Annotated in this window: 15 protein-coding genes; 10 read left to right on the top strand and 5 right to left on the bottom strand. The window is 41.8% G+C overall.

Annotated features, from left to right (window positions below; all coding sequences use genetic code 11):
• Positions 1-6: 6 nt before the first annotated feature.
• From I5907_RS15860 to I5907_RS15840, 5 genes are all read left to right on the top strand, one after another.
• On the top strand, positions 7-363 hold the full coding sequence (locus tag I5907_RS15860) for a DUF7674 family protein (RefSeq protein WP_196991784.1): 357 nt from the start codon (positions 7-9) through the stop codon (positions 361-363).
• A gap of 383 nt (positions 364-746) precedes the next feature.
• Positions 747-1,304: a NucA/NucB deoxyribonuclease domain-containing protein gene (locus I5907_RS15855; RefSeq protein ID WP_196991783.1), complete on the top strand. Its 558-nt coding sequence runs from the start codon at positions 747-749 to the stop codon at positions 1,302-1,304.
• A 39-nt stretch (positions 1,305-1,343) separates the two neighbouring features.
• Positions 1,344-1,946 carry a hypothetical protein gene (locus I5907_RS15850; protein ID WP_196991782.1) on the top strand — a complete coding sequence of 201 codons (603 nt, stop codon included), beginning with the start codon at positions 1,344-1,346 and terminating at the stop codon, positions 1,944-1,946.
• 255 nt (positions 1,947-2,201) lie between these two features.
• Positions 2,202-2,519, top strand: a complete 318-nt coding sequence (locus I5907_RS15845) for a hypothetical protein (RefSeq protein WP_196991781.1) — start codon at positions 2,202-2,204, stop codon at positions 2,517-2,519.
• Between the two features lie 20 nt (positions 2,520-2,539).
• The gene (locus I5907_RS15840) at positions 2,540-3,049 is read left to right on the top strand and encodes an Imm26 family immunity protein (protein ID WP_196991780.1); all 510 of its coding nucleotides are present in this window, start codon (positions 2,540-2,542) and stop codon (positions 3,047-3,049) included.
• 210 nt (positions 3,050-3,259) lie between these two features.
• On the opposite strand, the gene I5907_RS15835 is transcribed toward I5907_RS15840, so the two are convergent.
• Positions 3,260-4,015, bottom strand: a complete 756-nt coding sequence (locus tag I5907_RS15835) for a hypothetical protein (RefSeq protein ID WP_196991779.1) — start codon at positions 4,013-4,015, stop codon at positions 3,260-3,262.
• Between the two features lie 702 nt (positions 4,016-4,717).
• The gene (locus tag I5907_RS15830; protein WP_196991778.1) at positions 4,718-4,897 is read right to left on the bottom strand and encodes a hypothetical protein; all 180 of its coding nucleotides are present in this window, start codon (positions 4,895-4,897) and stop codon (positions 4,718-4,720) included.
• 137 nt (positions 4,898-5,034) lie between these two features.
• Between I5907_RS15830 and I5907_RS15825 the strand changes: the two genes are divergently transcribed.
• From I5907_RS15825 to I5907_RS15810, 4 genes are all read left to right on the top strand, one after another.
• Positions 5,035-6,762, top strand: coding sequence for a phospho-sugar mutase (locus tag I5907_RS15825; RefSeq protein WP_196991777.1), 1,728 nt, complete (start codon positions 5,035-5,037; stop codon positions 6,760-6,762).
• 382 nt (positions 6,763-7,144) lie between these two features.
• Positions 7,145-9,103: a sialate O-acetylesterase gene (locus tag I5907_RS15820; RefSeq protein ID WP_196991776.1), complete on the top strand. Its 1,959-nt coding sequence runs from the start codon at positions 7,145-7,147 to the stop codon at positions 9,101-9,103.
• Between the two features lie 102 nt (positions 9,104-9,205).
• Positions 9,206-9,862, top strand: a complete 657-nt coding sequence (locus I5907_RS15815) for a protein-L-isoaspartate(D-aspartate) O-methyltransferase (protein WP_196991775.1) — start codon at positions 9,206-9,208, stop codon at positions 9,860-9,862.
• A 279-nt stretch (positions 9,863-10,141) separates the two neighbouring features.
• Positions 10,142-11,938 (top strand): DUF4139 domain-containing protein, encoded by a 1,797-nt coding sequence (locus I5907_RS15810; protein ID WP_231402135.1) that lies wholly within the window; start codon positions 10,142-10,144, stop codon positions 11,936-11,938.
• Positions 11,939-12,114: 176 nt separating this feature from the next.
• On the opposite strand, the gene I5907_RS15805 is transcribed toward I5907_RS15810, so the two are convergent.
• Positions 12,115-12,963 (bottom strand): alpha/beta fold hydrolase, encoded by an 849-nt coding sequence (locus I5907_RS15805; protein ID WP_196991773.1) that lies wholly within the window; start codon positions 12,961-12,963, stop codon positions 12,115-12,117.
• Between the two features lie 256 nt (positions 12,964-13,219).
• On the opposite strand from I5907_RS15805, the gene I5907_RS15800 reads away from it, so the two are divergent.
• On the top strand, positions 13,220-14,014 hold the full coding sequence (locus I5907_RS15800) for a T9SS type A sorting domain-containing protein (RefSeq protein ID WP_196991772.1): 795 nt from the start codon (positions 13,220-13,222) through the stop codon (positions 14,012-14,014).
• Between the two features lie 53 nt (positions 14,015-14,067).
• Here the strand turns inward: I5907_RS15800 and I5907_RS15795 are convergent, their stop codons facing one another.
• On the bottom strand, positions 14,068-15,195 hold the full coding sequence (locus I5907_RS15795; RefSeq protein ID WP_196991771.1) for a cysteine desulfurase family protein: 1,128 nt from the start codon (positions 15,193-15,195) through the stop codon (positions 14,068-14,070).
• Positions 15,196-15,475: 280 nt separating this feature from the next.
• On the bottom strand, positions 15,476-16,858 hold the full coding sequence (glmM, locus tag I5907_RS15790; RefSeq protein ID WP_196991770.1) for a phosphoglucosamine mutase: 1,383 nt from the start codon (positions 16,856-16,858) through the stop codon (positions 15,476-15,478).
• Positions 16,859-16,931: the final 73 nt, after the last annotated feature.

Here is a 16,931-nt window from a genome sequence, read left to right as displayed (position 1 = left end):
CATAACATGATTAATTATTATAACATTCCTGATGAGCTTAAAAAACAAATTCCTGAATTTTCTTTTGAGGAAGAAGAATTTACAGAAATGTCTACCGTTGTATTTTCTTTTTTTTCAGGTTTTATAGAAGAAAATTTAACGGAAAATAATGCAGATGTTCTTGAACGATGTGCAAAATTTATTGATGAACTATGTGAAAGCGAAAATGATAAAATAGGCCCCCTACTGGATGAAATATTTCTTGGTGTTTATAATACTTCAACTCACATTCATGAAAAATTTTTCAAACTACTGTCACTATTAGCGAAAAAAAGGATGGAGCTTACTATTTCTTATTGGAGAAGGCAAGAAAATATACAATAAACTGTATGGAGAAAAAATATTTTAGCAGTGATAATGGTTGCTGCAGAACATTTTTTTCGTTGCAGCAGAGTCTCCCGAAAGGGATTCTGCGGGTAGTTTAAGCGGATTAGTATGACCCATTCACACACAGCCAACTACACCGCTTCGCTGCCGCCATAAAAGACTACCGCACAAGTGAGTGACACAACAGGCGATGCCATGAAAAGCAATAGTTGGTAAACAACATATAAGCACTTACATATTTGTTAAAGATCACTTAGGGAACATCCGCACTACGCTTACAGAAGAACAAAGAACAGACGCCTATCCGATGGCGACAATGGAAGCGCTAATGCAACAGCTTCAACACGTGCAGGCGGGGAGGGGATATTTACAAACCTAACATGATTTCAGACAGCGAAATTACTAAAAACAGCTACCTGTACATATATGTGAGCAATAAGACGCCTAACATCAGTGTTTATTTTGACCAGTTGCAGGTGACGCATATACGGGGACCGTTATTGCAGGAGGAAGCGTATTACCCGTATGGCTTGGAGATGAAAGGAATTAGTGCTGCTGCTATAGACGTAAATGAAGGAAATACTGCAAATCAAGTAAAGAAAAAAGGTTTGATAGATCGGCATGAAGTGCCGTATGCATCAACCATAGAAGGAGGGATTAAAGCAATGACATTTCCTGCTCCCGCATCCCAAAATCAGTTGCATGGGGTAGCCCTTAAATTATTTTATGCTGCTAATAACTTTAAGGGCGGAAAGGAATTTTGGGTGCCATTCCCTTCACCAAAACTACCTTCTCCGGTTCCTGTAGGGGCCCCCTTATTTCATCCCAAGAAAAAAGAAAATCCTTTGAACCCTGTTATGATTCCTGTTGTAACAGGAACAGCGACTGAAGCTGTGTTATCTTTACTTGCAGAGTGGGGCTGGGTTATCATTCTTTAAGCCTTCAGGAGTAATAAATAAATATTTTTAAATTTAATTATGCAAACGCAAACATTTAAATCATTACTTGAAGAATTGGATGGCACGCTTAAAAATTACAATATGCAGGATTATGAAAAATTGCAATCACCGTTACCTGATAAGGAAATAGATGAATACTTGCGGGAATTAAAAATTAATGATGAAAATCTGAAAGCGTTGTTTCGATGGAAAAACGGGGAAAAAGAAAATTCATATTGTCAAATGATGGAATATGGAGGATTACAGTCCTTGAAGTCAATCAAAGAAAGTCAGTCAAGTTTTAAACTTTATGATCCACTGTTAATCGAGATAATAACCGATAATGGGGAGGAATCCATTTTATTTAATAATAAGCCGGGCACTCATTATGGCAAGTTGTACATGTATTCTGTGCCTCAGCTATATATTGAGCAACCAATAAGTTATTTTGATTCGTTGGAGGCTATGGTAAAAACCATCATAGAGGGTTATAAAGAAAAAGCTTTTAAACGAAAAACGCAAAAAAAACGCTTACATATTGATTATGATAAGTTTGCTGCGATTGCTAAAAAGATCAACAAAAAATCTGCTTATTGGAAAAAACATAACCCACTTAAGCCAGAAGAATGGTACGAAATATAAGTTTTTCTCTTTTAAAGCAACGCCTTCATGCAAGATTTCTGTGTGGGTTATAAGACGTTGCATTGGCAGCCACTTATTATTTCTTCTTCGCTCTGCCGCCATAAAAAACTACCGCACAAGTGAGTGACACAACAGGCGATGCCATGAAAAGCAATAGCTGGTAAACAACATATAAGCACTTACATATTTATTAAAGATCACTTAGGGAACATCCGTACTACGCTTACAGAAGAGCAAAGAACAGATGCCTATCCGATGGCAACACTTGAATCAGGTAATGCGCCAGGTGAAAATTTATATTACCTGAACCTGGATGCTACAAGAACAACCGTACCTGGAAACTATCCGGTTGATAATGTTTACAGCAATCCTAATGAAAAGGCTTCGCTGGTAAGAGGAGATGGTAACAAGATCGGAGCTTCCATGATTTTAAAAGTAATGGCGGGTGATAAGTTTAACCTGCAAGCCAATAGCTGGTACGTATTGGGAGGTAATACACCTGATGCTCCTGTTAGTCCATTAAGTGATATTTTTAGTGCTCTAGCCAGCAGTCTGTGCGATCAACAGTCTTAGAACTGCAAATTGTATTTTATATGGAGTTAAATAAACGGTTAAGAAAAGCAGGATTTACCATATCATCAGGTGATATTTTTGAAGTGCCCTTAAAGAATGGGACTAAAGGATATTTCCAATTTTTATACAAAGATGACAACTACATGGCGGGGCATGTAATAAGAGCATTTGACTATTTTGCAAAACAGGATGAACACCCTATGATGGAAAATATAGTAACATATTCCATAAAATTTATTGCACATACAAGAGTATTTGAAGGGTTAAAAGATGGGCTATGGTCTAAATTAGGAAACATGCCACTGGAAGCTGGTTTTCAATTTCCTGTTTTCAGGCAAACAAATGATACTTATGCTTTGGTAAAGAAATCTTACAACTGGTTTATATGGCAATATGATCCTGAAAAAAGGACGCATATTGGAGAACTTACTGATAAATACAAACATTTGCCAATGAGCGGTATTTTGCCATCAAAGGCTATTGTAGAATGGTTTGAAACAGGTTGGCATGGATTCAAAGAACCAGAATGAAAATTCCAACAGACTCTCTTTCGCAGCAACGTCTTTGTGCAAGCTTTGTGTGTGGGGTTATGAGACGTTGCGTTGGCAGCTCAACTTTCGTCGGGCTCTTGTGCATTTATAAAGAAAGTTATACAATCATTAAACTCAATAGCAAACAATGCCAAAACAAAATACATAACATTCTGGTACTCTAATATTATGATCAAGTTCCGCGGATTGTTAATACCATATAATATTAGACTGCCCGGTCTTTGTAAAATCTTCATACATAATAGCGCCGCCCGTAGCAGAGTTTAAAAATTTAACGCCATGAACTGAACCACCACCTTTAAAACCAACATGAATAGATTTTACTTTGCCTATTTTATTACGCGTTCCGTAAAAAACGGACCCTACTATTTGATCTCCATTAGGGCCAATATACACATTCATCGTCTCGTTCCTTGTTTCAAGTACTACTTTTTCATAGTCCTCAAAAACATGTATAAGAGCCTTTTTATTTGAGTGCGTTATCGAGCCAATTTTTGCATAGTTGTATGCCCAACTGGTAAAGTAAACGATTGCAGTATCTTTTGTACCTATGAGTGTAACAATTACATCATAATCATGAAAAATATAGGGCTGAGAAGATGGATTTTTTAAAGACACTTCCAATCTGGTGCTATCGCCTGAAAAAGTGTGGCATTGAGGAATATCCAACTCAAGGCTGGAATAGTAAAAATCATAAGGGCTGAATTTCATCCACGCAATGCCATTGCGTACAAAATTCTCAGTAGTTACTGTGTCATAATTTTCCCCGGGTGTATCTCCGTTTGCATAAATACCACGCCACACTCCGGCTGTACATTCCGCTGTTGCAATTTCCTGGGATGTTGATTGTAAGGATTGAGATGATGTCTTCTGCAAATTCTCCTTTGAACAAGATAAAGCCAACATGAATACGCAAGCAGCAGGTACAGATTTGATGTTTTTCATAAAGTTGATTTACATGTATTCTTCAAAAGTAACATAAGCGATGATCAATATAACTCTGGAGCAGCTACATAATCATGCGGGTAAAGCAATGTTGCACCTATCGGGTTGTGCCCTCATCGACAATAGAGGGATCTAAAAAATATCATTTATTTTCTGTTGGTAAAGGGCAGAATTATTTACGGCTTCTTCGTTGCACCGTGCTTTTTTACAAAAACAATTTTACTAAGCGGAAAGATTGCTTTAAAAAACTAGTTTGAGTAGATTCAGGGAATAAGATTTGTTTTATAAATTCTGGAATTTTCAGTTATGCCAGAGTTTGAACATACTTTCTCTTTCGCAGCAGCTTCTTCATGCAAGATTTCTGTGTGTGTTATGAGACGTTACGTTGCCAACCACTTATTATTTCATCTTCCCCCTGCTGCCATAAAAGACTACAGCACAGGCGAGTGACACAACAGGTGATGCCATGAAAAGCAATAGCCGTTAAACAAAATATAAGCACTTATATATTTTTTAAAGATCACTCTTTCGCATCAACGTCTTTGCGCAAGCTTTGTGTGTGGGTTATGAGACGTTGCATTGCCACTCACTTATTATTTTATCTTTAATTTGCTGCCATAAAAAACTACCGCACAAGTGAGTGACACAACAGGCGATGCCATGAAATACCGCTGCCGGCCAACAAATTATTCCCTGCCTTTTTTACGCGCCAAATATTTCTGTGATCAGTTCCTGCACCGGCTGTGGTATATAGTGCTCTTTACCGGTATCCAATACCAAAAGACTCACATCTTTACGGTATTCGAGTATGGACGTAATATGACTGCAAAATACCACCAGCGTTTGGGAATGTGTATTCCTGATAACAATGTGTTCTTTCATAATGTGCCTTTGCTCAAAAATAAGGCATGTAACCCTGCCGGAAACAATAAAAAAAGACCAGAAAAGCATATTAAATTAATCGCTTTTAAGTGGCGAATAATCATTAAACTTGCCGTCCAAATAAAACCGACTTAAATATGGATGCTGCAATACAATCAAAAGTAGATACCTGGCTCAATGGCAATTATGATCAGGCCACAAAAGATGAAATACAGCGCTTGCAAAATCAAAGCCCGGAAGAACTTACAGAATCTTTCTACCAAAGCCTGGAGTTTGGCACAGGCGGCTTACGCGGTATCATGGGTGTGGGCACCAACCGCATCAACAAATACACTGTTGGTATGGCCACGCAGGGTTTTGCCAATTACCTCAAAAAAACTTACCCTGATACCGAAATACGTGTGGCCATTGCCCACGACAGCCGCAATAACAGCCGGTTTTTTGCAGAAACTACTGCCAACGTTTTTGCTGCTAATGATATTAAAGTTTTTCTCTTCGAGGCACTGAGACCAACGCCGGAACTAAGCTTTGCCATTCGTCATTTCAAATGCAATGGCGGCGTGGTATGTACGGCATCGCACAACCCCAAGGAGTATAATGGCTACAAAGCCTACTGGAATGATGGCGGGCAGCTTGTACCCCCGCACGATAAAAATGTGATTCGCGAAGTGGAGGCTATTACCAGCGTTGATGACGTAAAATGGAGTGGCGGTGAAGCCAACATTACCATCATAGGTGCTGATGTAGACGCTGCGTACGTGGAAATGGTGAAAGGCCTGAGTGTTTATCCTGATGTAATCGCTGCACAACACGATCTTAAAATTGTGTATACGCCTATACATGGAACCGGTATAAAACTGGTGCCGGATGTACTGAAAGCTTTTGGCTTTACCAATGTAACGATTGTTGATGAACAGAGCACACCGGACGGTAACTTTCCAACGGTTGTTTACCCCAACCCCGAAGAGAGTGAAGCCATGAGCATCGGTTTAAAGAAAGCAAAAGAAATAGATGCAGATATTCTTTGCGGTACAGATCCTGATGCAGACCGCGTGGGCATTGCCATCAAAAACCACAAAGGTGAGTGGGTGCTGGTAAATGGTAACCAGACAGCCGTGCTTGCTTTCAGTTATATGATGGAAGCCCGCAAGGCCAAAGGTATTGCGCAGCCTAATGATATGGTGGTTAAAACAATCGTAACAACAGACATGATCTACAACGTGGCCAAAGCCAATGATGTGGCTTGTTACGATGTACTCACCGGTTTTAAATGGATTGCAGAACTCATTAAAGAGAAAGAAGGCAAAGAGAATTATGTGATCGGTGGCGAGGAAAGCTTTGGTATGATGATCGGTGATAAAGTGCGTGATAAAGATGCGGTGTCTGCCGTGGCGCTGCTTTGCGAAATGGCTGCCTACGAAAAAAGCAAGGGTCGCTCATTGTACGATAAACTTATCGATCTCTATGTGCAATATGATCTTTACCTGGAGCACCTCATCAGCATTACCAAGAAGGGTATGCGTGGCCAGGAAGAGATTGCAGAAATGATGCAGGGCTTCCGTAATAACCCGCCCACAACCATCAACGGCGCCAAAGTGGTGCACCTGTTAGATTACCAGTTGCAGGTAGGCAAGAATCTTGTTACCAACGAAATCTGGGATATTACATTGCCAAAGAGCAACGTGTTACAGTTCCTGTTGGAAGATGGCACCAAAATCTCTGCACGGCCAAGCGGTACAGAACCAAAGATCAAATTCTATTTTAGTGTAAATACCAAACTTGCCGGTAAAGATGCCTACGACGAAACACATGCAGCCTTAATGGACAGGATCAAAGCGGTGATAGAAGACATGAAGCTGAAGTGAGTTATTATAAGTAGTAAGTTGTAAGTAGTAAGTTGTAAAATTATAAGTAAATGCCACGGAGTTGTTCGTGGCATTTTATTTTGAAGCAATTATTATTGGCCCGGCTGTAGCATTACTATAGAGCTTCCGTTGCGTCGCACTCTTGTACTGTATAACCATATGCAGCAACGAAGCTGCATGTCGGATAACGCTAAAACCATAGCCTCCAAAATCCTGCTCCTTTGGAAAGGGATATAGCGTGAGGCCTGGAATCCAACAGCTCCGTATAGCGGTAAAAGCACAAGTGAGTGACACAACAAAAGCTTAATGCCTGTGCTGCAGCTAAGTACATAACAGTTATTCTTATTTTTCATTTATATTCATTGCTCAATTATTTGCATGTATGAAAAAACTATCGCTCCTTTCTGTGTGTTTTTTTTCCGTGATCTCGTTGTATGCAGATGTACGTATGCCAAAACTTTTTGCAGACCATATGGTCTTACAGCGTAACAAGCCTTTACCCGTATGGGGCTGGGCCGCAGCGGGGGAGAAGGTTACCGTATTATTCAACGGGCAAACAAAAACAGCCCGGGCTGGCAAAGATGGCAAATGGTCTCTGCAACTGGATGCTACACCTGCAGGCGGCCCTTATACACTCACGGTAAAAGGAAAAAATACCCTGACTATAAATGATGTATTGGTGGGTGAGGTATGGATCTGTAGCGGTCAGAGCAACATGGAGTGGTCTGTACGCAATACCACCAATGCTGCAGAGGAAATGAAAACAGCTGATTTGCCGATGATCCATCATTTCATGGTTGCCAAAGACGTAAGTGCGCAACCGTTACAGGATATTAAAGCCGGCGAATGGAAAGTTTGCACACCAGAGACCGTAGGTGATTTTACTGCGGTTGGCTTCTTCTTCGCCCGGGAATTGTACAATAGTCTAAAGATCCCGGTAGGGCTTATTCATACTTCGTGGGGTGGTACGCACTCAGAAACATGGACAAGCAGGGAAGCCTTTGAAAACAGCGCCGAATTTAAAAGTATGATTGCAGGCATGCCCAATCTCAACCTTGACTCTGCGGCAGCCATAAAGAACAGGGCCATTACCAAAAAGATACAGGCATTGCAACCAGGCTTTGCCAACCCGCTAAAAGAAGATGCTTTTGAAACAAATGGTTACAACGATGCACAATGGCCCACGATGGAAATTCCCGGCCTTTGGGAACAGCAGGGGCTGGATGGTGTAGATGGCACCATATGGTTTCGCAGGCATGTGGAAGTAACGGCGGCAGATGCGGGCAAACCAGCCACTGTAAGCCTCGGCGCAATTGACGATAATGACATTACCTATGTCAACGGTATCAAAGTTGGTGCTACCAATGCCTGGAATGAAAAACGCACCTACAATATTGCTGCAGGCATTCTAAAAGCCGGTACAAATATTATCGCGGTGCGCATAGATGATACCGGTGGCGGTGGTGGCATCTACGGAGATGCATCAGATATTAAACTTACCATAGATGGCAAGGTGTTGTCACTGGCTGGCAAGTGGCCATACCAGGTAACCGCCCTGCAACAAAGTGGCGCAGGCGTAGGCCCAAATGATTACCCTACACTGCTATTCAATGCCATGCTTAAGCCGCTGATACCTTACGCAATCGAAGGAGCTATCTGGTACCAGGGAGAATCCAATGCAGGCAGGGCATACCAATACCGCACCGCGTTTCCGCTCATGATCACAGACTGGCGCAAACAATGGAACAGCGGAGATTTTCCTTTCTACTTTGTGCAACTGGCCAGTTATAATTCGGCAAACGGCAACAGCAAAAACGGCAGCACCTGGGCAGAACTGAGAGAAGCACAAACGATGACTTTGTCTCTGCCACACACCGGCATGGCTGTTACAACAGACATCGGCGAATCGAATGACATACACCCCCGCAATAAAAAAGATGTAGGCAAAAGGCTTGCTGCTATTGCTTTGCACGATGTATATGGCGCACAGGGCGAGTACATGGGGCCAATGTACCAGGGTATGGAAGTGCAGGGCAATAAGATCATTGCATCTTTTACACACACAGGCGGCGGCTTAATGGCAAAAGATAAATACGGTTACATTAAAGGGTTTGAAATTGCCGGGGCAGATCAGCAGTTTCATTATGCCAAAGCAATGATACAGGGCGATAAAGTTGTGGTGTTTGCAGATGCGGTAACCAGCCCGGTGGCAGTGCGTTTCGGCTGGACGGATGATGCCGGTGAAGACAACCTTTTCAATAAAGAAGGGTTTCCCGCATCACCATTCAGGTCAGATACATGGAAGGGTATAACGGAGCAAAACAAGTTTATCATCAACTGATAAAAAATACAAACAAAATGCTGTGGATAAAAGCCCACAGCATTTTTCTTTTTCCTCTGTTGCCAAAAGACTGGCTGGTATTTGATAGTTTAGCTTTGTATTATGAGAAATTATAAAGACGACTGGTATCACAAAGGTTTAAGAAAACAACTGGTAGAACAGTTGCGTTCAAAAGGCATAACAGACGAGCAGGTTTTAAACGCCATCAACACCATTCCCCGTCATTATTTTTTAGATTCTGCATTTGATAAGATCGCTTACGAAGACCGCGCTTTTCCCATAGGTGAGGGGCAAACCATTTCTCAACCCTACACGGTGGCTTACCAAACGCAGTTGCTGCAGGTAAAAAGAAACGAGAAGGTACTTGAAATAGGTACAGGCAGTATTTACCAGGCAATAGTACTGGCAGAAATGGGCGCCAGGGTGTACACCATCGAAAGACAGAAAAAACTCTTCGAACAAAACAAACAGTTTTTCTACATCACCAGGTACCCCAACATCAAATTTTTTTATGGAGATGGCTTCGAAGGGTTGCCGTCATTTGCGCCTTTCGACAAAGTAATCATTACCGCAGCGGCACCGTTTATCCCGCCAAAATTAGTTGCACAGATGAAAGCAGGGGCATTAATGGTAATACCTGTAGATGAAGGAGACAAGCAACGCATGCTCCGCATTACCAAACAGCCTGACGGCTCCTGCACCGAAGAGTTGTTTGATTATTTTTCCTTCGTACCCATGTTAAAAGGCCGCAACGGTTAAACCCTGTAAGTAAAAGTTTGGCCTGCATTTGCCCTTCGTGGCATCACCTGTTGTGTCACTCACTTGTACGTTCCGCTATTATGGCGACTCCGGCGTTCCGGTATAGCTGTCATTCAAAACCATGAAACTTATGCCGCCAACAAAATAATTTGTCTCAGGTAGCTACACCTAAAAAACATTGCATGGGAATGTGTGTAATCTTATTCGATCCTGCATCCATACATAAATACTTGTATGACCAAATCAATTCTACTGCTTGTCGTAAGCACAGTCATTTTTTTGAAAGCATTTTCTACAGATGGTAATATTGTGCAGGCAAATCTCAAAACGGTAAAAGTTTACAGAACCGGTGCAGAACTAACGCATGCTACAACTGCCCTGCTAACACAAGGAACAAATCAACTGTTGGTTGATAATCTCGCAAATAATATCGATTTAAATAGTCTTCAAATAAAAGTGCCTTCTTCGGTTACAATCGTAGGATTAGAGTTCTCCACGAATTACAAAAAAAATGAAGAAAAAACACCACGACAGGAAATGCTCGAAGACTCGCTTGTCAACATTCGCCGTCAAATTGAAAAGCTTAATCTCCAAATTGATAACGATGTAAACTTATTGGAAGTCTTAAGTGCAAACAAAGAGATCAAAGGACAGCAAAACGGTTTAAGCGTAACAGAACTTGCTAAACTTATGGATTATTATCAAACTAAATCGTTTGAACTGTCTTCTGCTGTGGCAACCTTCAGGGAGAAAAAAGAAAAGCTTGCAACTCTTCTCAATAAAATTGAAAACCAGGTAGATGAAGAAGCAAAAAAGAACGTCAATACATCTGGCAGATTAGCTATCCAGGTAAATGCTGCTGTTACTTTGAAAGCTGAATTTATAATATCCTATGTTGCGAGTAATGCTTACTGGATTCCTTACTATGATGTAAAGGTTGAAAACGTACAACAAGCAGCCAAGCTATTTTATAAAGCCAAAATAGTGCAAACAACAGGTTTAGACTGGAAACAGGTAAAACTTTCTTTGTCAACATCAGTACCGGCTCTAAAAGGAGTTGCGCCTAAACTGGATTCGTGGTTTGTAGGCTATGTAACCAATAATGCGCCTATAAAATTAAGAGGACTCTCTACATTCAATGATCAGGCACTTCAGGGCAGTGTAGCCGGCCTTAATATTGGCAGCGCTTCGCAATTGAGCGAAGTAGTTGTTGTCGGTTACGGACGTGCCGGGGATGGTGATGCTGAGCGCGTAAGTAATGATGTTGTGCCTAAGCCGGTATACATTCTAAACGGAAATATTATTAATGACGAGGAGTTTAAAAGAATAAATCCCAATTCTATTAAAAATTTAAAGGTGTTAAAACCAAAAGAAGCTTCGAATATTTATGGAGGTGTGGCATCAGGTGGTGCAACAGTGGTGGACCTCAAAACAGAATTGAGTGATTATGTTTCTGTAAATAATACTGCATTAAATGTAAATTTTGAAATCGATATCCCATACGATATACCAACGAATGGAAAAGCTCAAACAGCTACACTACAAACTGTAGAGATCCCATTATCTTATGAACACATTGCTGCACCCAGGAAGGATGCAGATGTTTATCTTACCGCAAAGCTGGTTGATTGGGAAAAACTCAACCTGTTGCAGGGTGAAGCAAATATTATTCTTGAAGGAACTTACATTGGAAAAACCATGATCGAGCCCAATACATCAACAGATACAATGCAATTAACATTGGGTAGAGATAAACGCGTAATTGTTCAAAGACAAAAACTGGCAGATTTTAGCAGCGTCAAATTTCTTGGAAGTAATAAACTGCAAAAATTTACTTACGAAATAATGATGAAAAATAACAATAGCGAACAGGTCTTTTTGAAGTTGAATGATCAGTTTCCATTATCAACTGATAAGGATATTGAAGTGGAATTACTTGATAGTGGAAATGCTGATATAAATAATGAGACAGGTTTACTTAAATGGGACATAACGCTATTGCCCGGTGAATCTAAAAAAGTCAGATTTTCTTATAGCATCAGATATGCAAAAGATAGAACGATTAATACAAACTAACGAGGCGGAAAGAAATGTCTTTCTTATAAATCAAAGTTCAGATAATCAAACTGTTTTATAAAGCATGCGGTATTCATTCGCTTCGATCTTCGCACTTGCTCAAAAGAGAATTGTACGCTGAAGAGTGCGACGCAACGATGCTTCATAGTAGTACTAACGCCGGGTACATAAACAGGTCAATTCATTTCCAGGTGCAGCAATGCATCCCTGATGTCATTGAATTTTGTCCACGGAATAAAGTGTTTCTCATTTTTGAACCATACCAGTTTTACTTCTTTTGCATGCGTTAAATGTTCTTGCGCATAAATGGCATTTCCGGGTGGTACAAAACTGTCTTTATCGCCCTGCATGATGAGTACGCGGCAGGTTACTTTTTGCAAATCCGCCGGCATTGATTGCACATCCTGTTTGAAAAACAGTAACTCTGCATTGCTTGGGCGCATTGCACCGGGTACCAGGTACCGCAGTGGCGTTCTGTCCAGTGTTGCGCGCCAGCTTTCAGGGCTTTCTTCTGCCGGGTCTACAGAACCGGCAAGTATCACAAGGTTGGTTAAACCGGGAATGGTATGTTCTGCAGCAAGTTTTACCACCACAGGGCCGCCAAGGCTATGGCCAACGAGGCAGGCAGGCTTTCCATTGGCTGTACGGGTAATTAGTTTGGCCAGCAGGCTGCATTGCTGCTGCAGGTTGAGTGCTTTACCAAATTCGCTGTAGCCAAAGCCAGGCCTGTCGATACTTATAAGGCGGTAATGCTGTAACAATGTGCTGTCTTTAAGATAATCTTCAAATGCATTCCAGCTACCCGGTGAGCCATGTATGAAAATGATTGTGGGCAAAGAATCATTGCCTGAGATAACATAATGTAGCACATGTTTATCAATAGTATCGTAGAAGGCCCTGAAGGGAATTTGCTTTTCACTAAAAGATGCGGCAGCAAGACTGTCGCTTGTTCTGAAACGCATACAGCTTTGTGCGAAAATCGTCCAGCAGCAGGTGATGATGAGTAATACCAGGAAAAATTTCATGAGCCTTTTTTTCACTTGTTGTTGATGTTAATGCCAGCTAAAATTAATCATTACCCCGGTAGCTACCGTCGGCCAACTGTCATTATATTACCGGTACGTACAAAGACTGTATATGAAAAAAAGGTAAATAAATACGGCTGTATAATATTATTGCGTATGCTGCGTTATAAAACACGAAACCCGGTTGGTGCGCACATGTAAACCAGCTAACGCACCCGGGCAGTGCTTAATCATCCAATATCATAATCCACTTCGAATGAAAAACTTTTACGTTTTGCGCCTCATGCTTGGCGTATTGCTGCTTACACTATCCTCATTTGCTTTTTCCAGGAAATGTACCGTATGTATCATCAACAGTTATGGCGAACAATCATTTCTCTATCTTGATGAATATAAACCCGGTATGTGGAACGTAACCGGTACACATGATTACAGTATGTACGGTGGTACCTTATGGCCCGTTACCGGCACTTATAGCTGTATTACAAAAAAGCTGCATTATATAGCTACAAACCCTGAGCCGGATAACTGCTCGCTGTGGGCAAACCAGGTTACGTTTGACTACGATGTGGCAGACACGGCCCTGGCAGGAAATTTTATCAATAGCTGCGGTATGTCAAAAGCTTTTTCGGCTGTGGCAAACATGGGCAAATGCAAACCTGTTGAACAAACAATGCTTAAAAGCGGCGAGTTTGGTACATCAGGTTCATCAAAAAACAACAGGTCGTTATTAAAACTACCAAAAGGTGAGAAACTGAATGAAATGTTGAAAGATAAATCAGTAAACATACAGGTTACCCCTAACCCTGCAAGACAATTTGCGAATATAACTTTTGACCTGGCAACAGCCACTAAGGCAAGGGTGAGTATTTATGATATGCAGGGTAACCTGGTACTGAATATTGCTGATGCAGCATTGGCCGCAGGTAAACACAACTATCAATGGAACCTGCAATCGGTGAAAGGCACGCCGGTTAAGGGTGGTTACTACTGGCTGAGAGTGGTTACAGATGCGGGCATCACTTCAAAACAATTATTCGTTGATAAATAAGCTTTACTTACAAAACCCTGCAGCAAAAAGGGAAGCGATGAGCTTCCCTTTTTTTATATTAGTTCTTTTAGTTTCCCGACCACTGTGTCAATTTCTGCTTTTGTGTTGTATTTACTGAAAGAAAACCTTACTGCCACCTGGTTTGGATCATTGTTTACAGCCCTTATTACATGGCTGCCGGTATCTGCACCGCTGGTGCAGGCGCTGCCACCGCTGGCACAGATGTTATTAATATCGAGGTTGAAAAGAATCATCTCACTTTTCTCTGTTTTGGGAAAACTCACATTCAATACCGTGTACAGGCTGTTACCCAACACATCGCCGTTGAAAGCAACCTGTTGAATATTTTTTTGCAGTTGCTCTATCATATACAACTTAAGGTCTTTGATGTAGGCACTCTCTGTTTCGTAGTTTGCTGTGGCCAGCTCTAATGCTTTGGCAAAGCCCACAATACCATACAGGTTTTCGGTACCCGCACGCATGTTACGCTCCTGTGAGCCACCGTGTACAAAAGGTTTGATCTTTACATTTTCATTTACGTATAACATGCCCACACCTTTGGGGCCGTGAAATTTGTGACCGGCACCGGTAATAAAGTGTACAGGTGTATTGCGCAGGTCAAAAGGAAAATGACCGACTGTCTGCACGGTATCACTATGAAAAATGGCACTAAACTTTTTACAGGTATTGCCTACTGCATGTATATCGAGTATGTTACCAATCTCGTTGTTGGCATGCATTAATGTTACGAGCGACTTTTCTTTGCTTTCTGCGAGCAGCCTTTCGAGATCTTCCAGGTCTATATGCCCGTCGGGCAGCAATTTTACGTAACTGAGTGCAGCTTCATTGGCATGGCGCAGGTGCTCTACCGTGTGCAGGGTTGCATGGTGTTCAATAGCCGAGGTTATGATATGTTTGCAGCCGAGATCTCTTACTGCCGCAGTAATAGCTGTGTTGCTGCTCTCTGTGCCGCCACTGGTAAAGAATATTTCTGCGGGATGCGCATTGAGCAGTTTTGCCACAGTCTTTCTGGCATTTTCAATGGCAAGCCTGCTTTCGCGGCCGTAACTGTAAATGGAAGAAGGGTTACCAAAATGGGTGGTAAAATAAGGCATCATTGAATCTAGCACGGCTGCATCCAGCGATGTGGTTGCAGCATTATCGAAATATATGCGGTTCATGCATTGGAAAATTTAAAAGCCTTACGCCCGCCTGCACTTGCAATTTTACCAACGGGCGCTACCTGATTTTTGGCTGGTGATCTAAAACTGTTTAAAATGCTGGTGCCATCTGCGTTATACGGCAGGCTGCTGCCATAAACGGCGATACACCCGGAGCTGCTGAATAATGTTTTGCCGTACAAGTGTGCGACGCAACGATGCGCAATGCTTATTCAAAAGCCGGGTGCAAAAATAAAACTTACTAATCTATTAAAGTGCAAGAGTAAAGAAAGCGTGTTGCTTACATGCTTTCGCGTATATCTTCCATTAAACGTTTGGCAATATTACCTGCAGTGGTTTCAAAATTACTCTCTGCATAAATGCGGATGATAGGTTCTGTGTTACTGGTACGCAGGTGTACCCAATCATTGTCGAACTCTATTTTAAGACCATCTTCGGTATTAATGGGATGGTTTTTATATTTCTTTTGTATGTGACCAAAAACTTTTTTTACATCGATGCCATTATCCAGTTCAATTTTGTTTTTGCTCATGAAATAGTCGGGGTACAGCCTGCGCAATTGAGTGGCGCTTTTTTTGGTATGGGCCATGTGTGTAAGAAACAATGCAATACCAATAAGTGCATCTCTGCCATAGTGCAGGTCGGGCACAATAATACCACCATTACCTTCACCACCTATAACTGCGTTTACTTCTTTCATCCTGCTAACAACATTTACCTCGCCAACAGCGCTGGGAAAATATTCGCCGCCATGTTTAACGGTAACGTCTTTTAATGCCCTTGTAGACGACATATTGCTAACGGTATTGCCTTGCCTGTGCTGCAGTACATAGTCTGCTACTGCTACCAGTGTATACTCTTCGCCAAACAGTGACCCATCTTCGCACACAAAGCAAAGGCGGTCCACATCAGGATCTACAGCAATACCGAGGTGTGCATTTTGTTTATTGACCTCGTTGCACAAGCCGGTAAGGTGCTGCGGCAGTGGTTCAGGATTGTGTGCAAACCTGCCGTTTACTTCTTCGTTTAAAATGGTGATGTCTTTTACACCCAACGCTTTCAGCAATGCAGGCACTGCAATAGCGCCGGTACTGTTAATGGCGTCTACCACAATTTTAAATTTCTGTTTTTTGATGGCTGCCACATCTACCAGCGGGTAATTTACCACCGCATCAATGTGCATTTGCAGTGCATTTTCATCTGCAGTGTAAGTGCCCAGTTTATCAACGCCTACAAAGTTAAACTGCTCTGCGGCTGCAATATCCAGCAGGGCTTTGCCATCTTCCCCGCTAATAAACTCACCTTTATGATTGAGCAGTTTGAGGGCATTCCATTCTTTGGGGTTATGGCTGGCAGTAAGAATAATACCACCCGCAGCTTTGTGCTGCACCACGGCCATTTCAACAGTAGGTGTGGTGCTAAGGCCAAGATCAATAACATTGATACCAACGGCATTGAGCGTGCTTACGACAAGCCGTTGAATCATCTCGCCACTGATGCGGCCATCGCGTCCAATAACAACATTTTTATTTTCCGGCTGATGCTTTAATAACCAGGTGCCATAAGCAGCAGTAAACTTCACCGTATCAAGTGGACTAAGTGTTTCCCCGGGCTTGCCACCAATCGTGCCTCTGATGCCTGAAATGCTCTTGATCAACGCCATCACTTAACAATTTAGGTAACAGCAAACATACCAGAAAAAATGCTAATCCGAAAGAACAAACGTGTGCACTGCA

The sequence above is a fragment of the Panacibacter microcysteis genome (genome assembly GCF_015831355.1).
Classification (GTDB): Bacteria; Bacteroidota; Bacteroidia; order Chitinophagales; family Chitinophagaceae; genus Panacibacter; species Panacibacter microcysteis.
This window is presented reverse-complemented; position numbering and strand designations above follow the sequence as displayed.

Bases quoted from the DNA above. Each gene is read 5' to 3' on its own strand.
- I5907_RS15795 (WP_196991771.1), bottom strand. From the start codon at position 15,195: ATGAACCGCATATATTTCGATAATGCTGCAACCACATCGCTGGATGCA.
- I5907_RS15860 (WP_196991784.1), top strand. From the start codon at position 7: ATGATTAATTATTATAACATTCCTGATGAGCTTAAAAAACAAATTCCT.
- I5907_RS15840 (WP_196991780.1), top strand. From the start codon at position 2,540: ATGGAGTTAAATAAACGGTTAAGAAAAGCAGGATTTACCATATCATCA.
- I5907_RS15845 (WP_196991781.1), top strand. From the start codon at position 2,202: ATGGCAACACTTGAATCAGGTAATGCGCCAGGTGAAAATTTATATTAC.
- I5907_RS15830 (WP_196991778.1), bottom strand. From the start codon at position 4,897: ATGAAAGAACACATTGTTATCAGGAATACACATTCCCAAACGCTGGTG.
- I5907_RS15825 (WP_196991777.1), top strand. From the start codon at position 5,035: ATGGATGCTGCAATACAATCAAAAGTAGATACCTGGCTCAATGGCAAT.
- glmM (WP_196991770.1), bottom strand. From the start codon at position 16,858: ATGGCGTTGATCAAGAGCATTTCAGGCATCAGAGGCACGATTGGTGGC.
- I5907_RS15805 (WP_196991773.1), bottom strand. From the start codon at position 12,963: ATGAAATTTTTCCTGGTATTACTCATCATCACCTGCTGCTGGACGATT.
- I5907_RS15800 (WP_196991772.1), top strand. From the start codon at position 13,220: ATGAAAAACTTTTACGTTTTGCGCCTCATGCTTGGCGTATTGCTGCTT.
- I5907_RS15850 (WP_196991782.1), top strand. From the start codon at position 1,344: ATGCAAACGCAAACATTTAAATCATTACTTGAAGAATTGGATGGCACG.
- I5907_RS15855 (WP_196991783.1), top strand. From the start codon at position 747: ATGATTTCAGACAGCGAAATTACTAAAAACAGCTACCTGTACATATAT.
- I5907_RS15835 (WP_196991779.1), bottom strand. From the start codon at position 4,015: ATGAAAAACATCAAATCTGTACCTGCTGCTTGCGTATTCATGTTGGCT.
- I5907_RS15815 (WP_196991775.1), top strand. From the start codon at position 9,206: ATGAGAAATTATAAAGACGACTGGTATCACAAAGGTTTAAGAAAACAA.
- I5907_RS15820 (WP_196991776.1), top strand. From the start codon at position 7,145: ATGAAAAAACTATCGCTCCTTTCTGTGTGTTTTTTTTCCGTGATCTCG.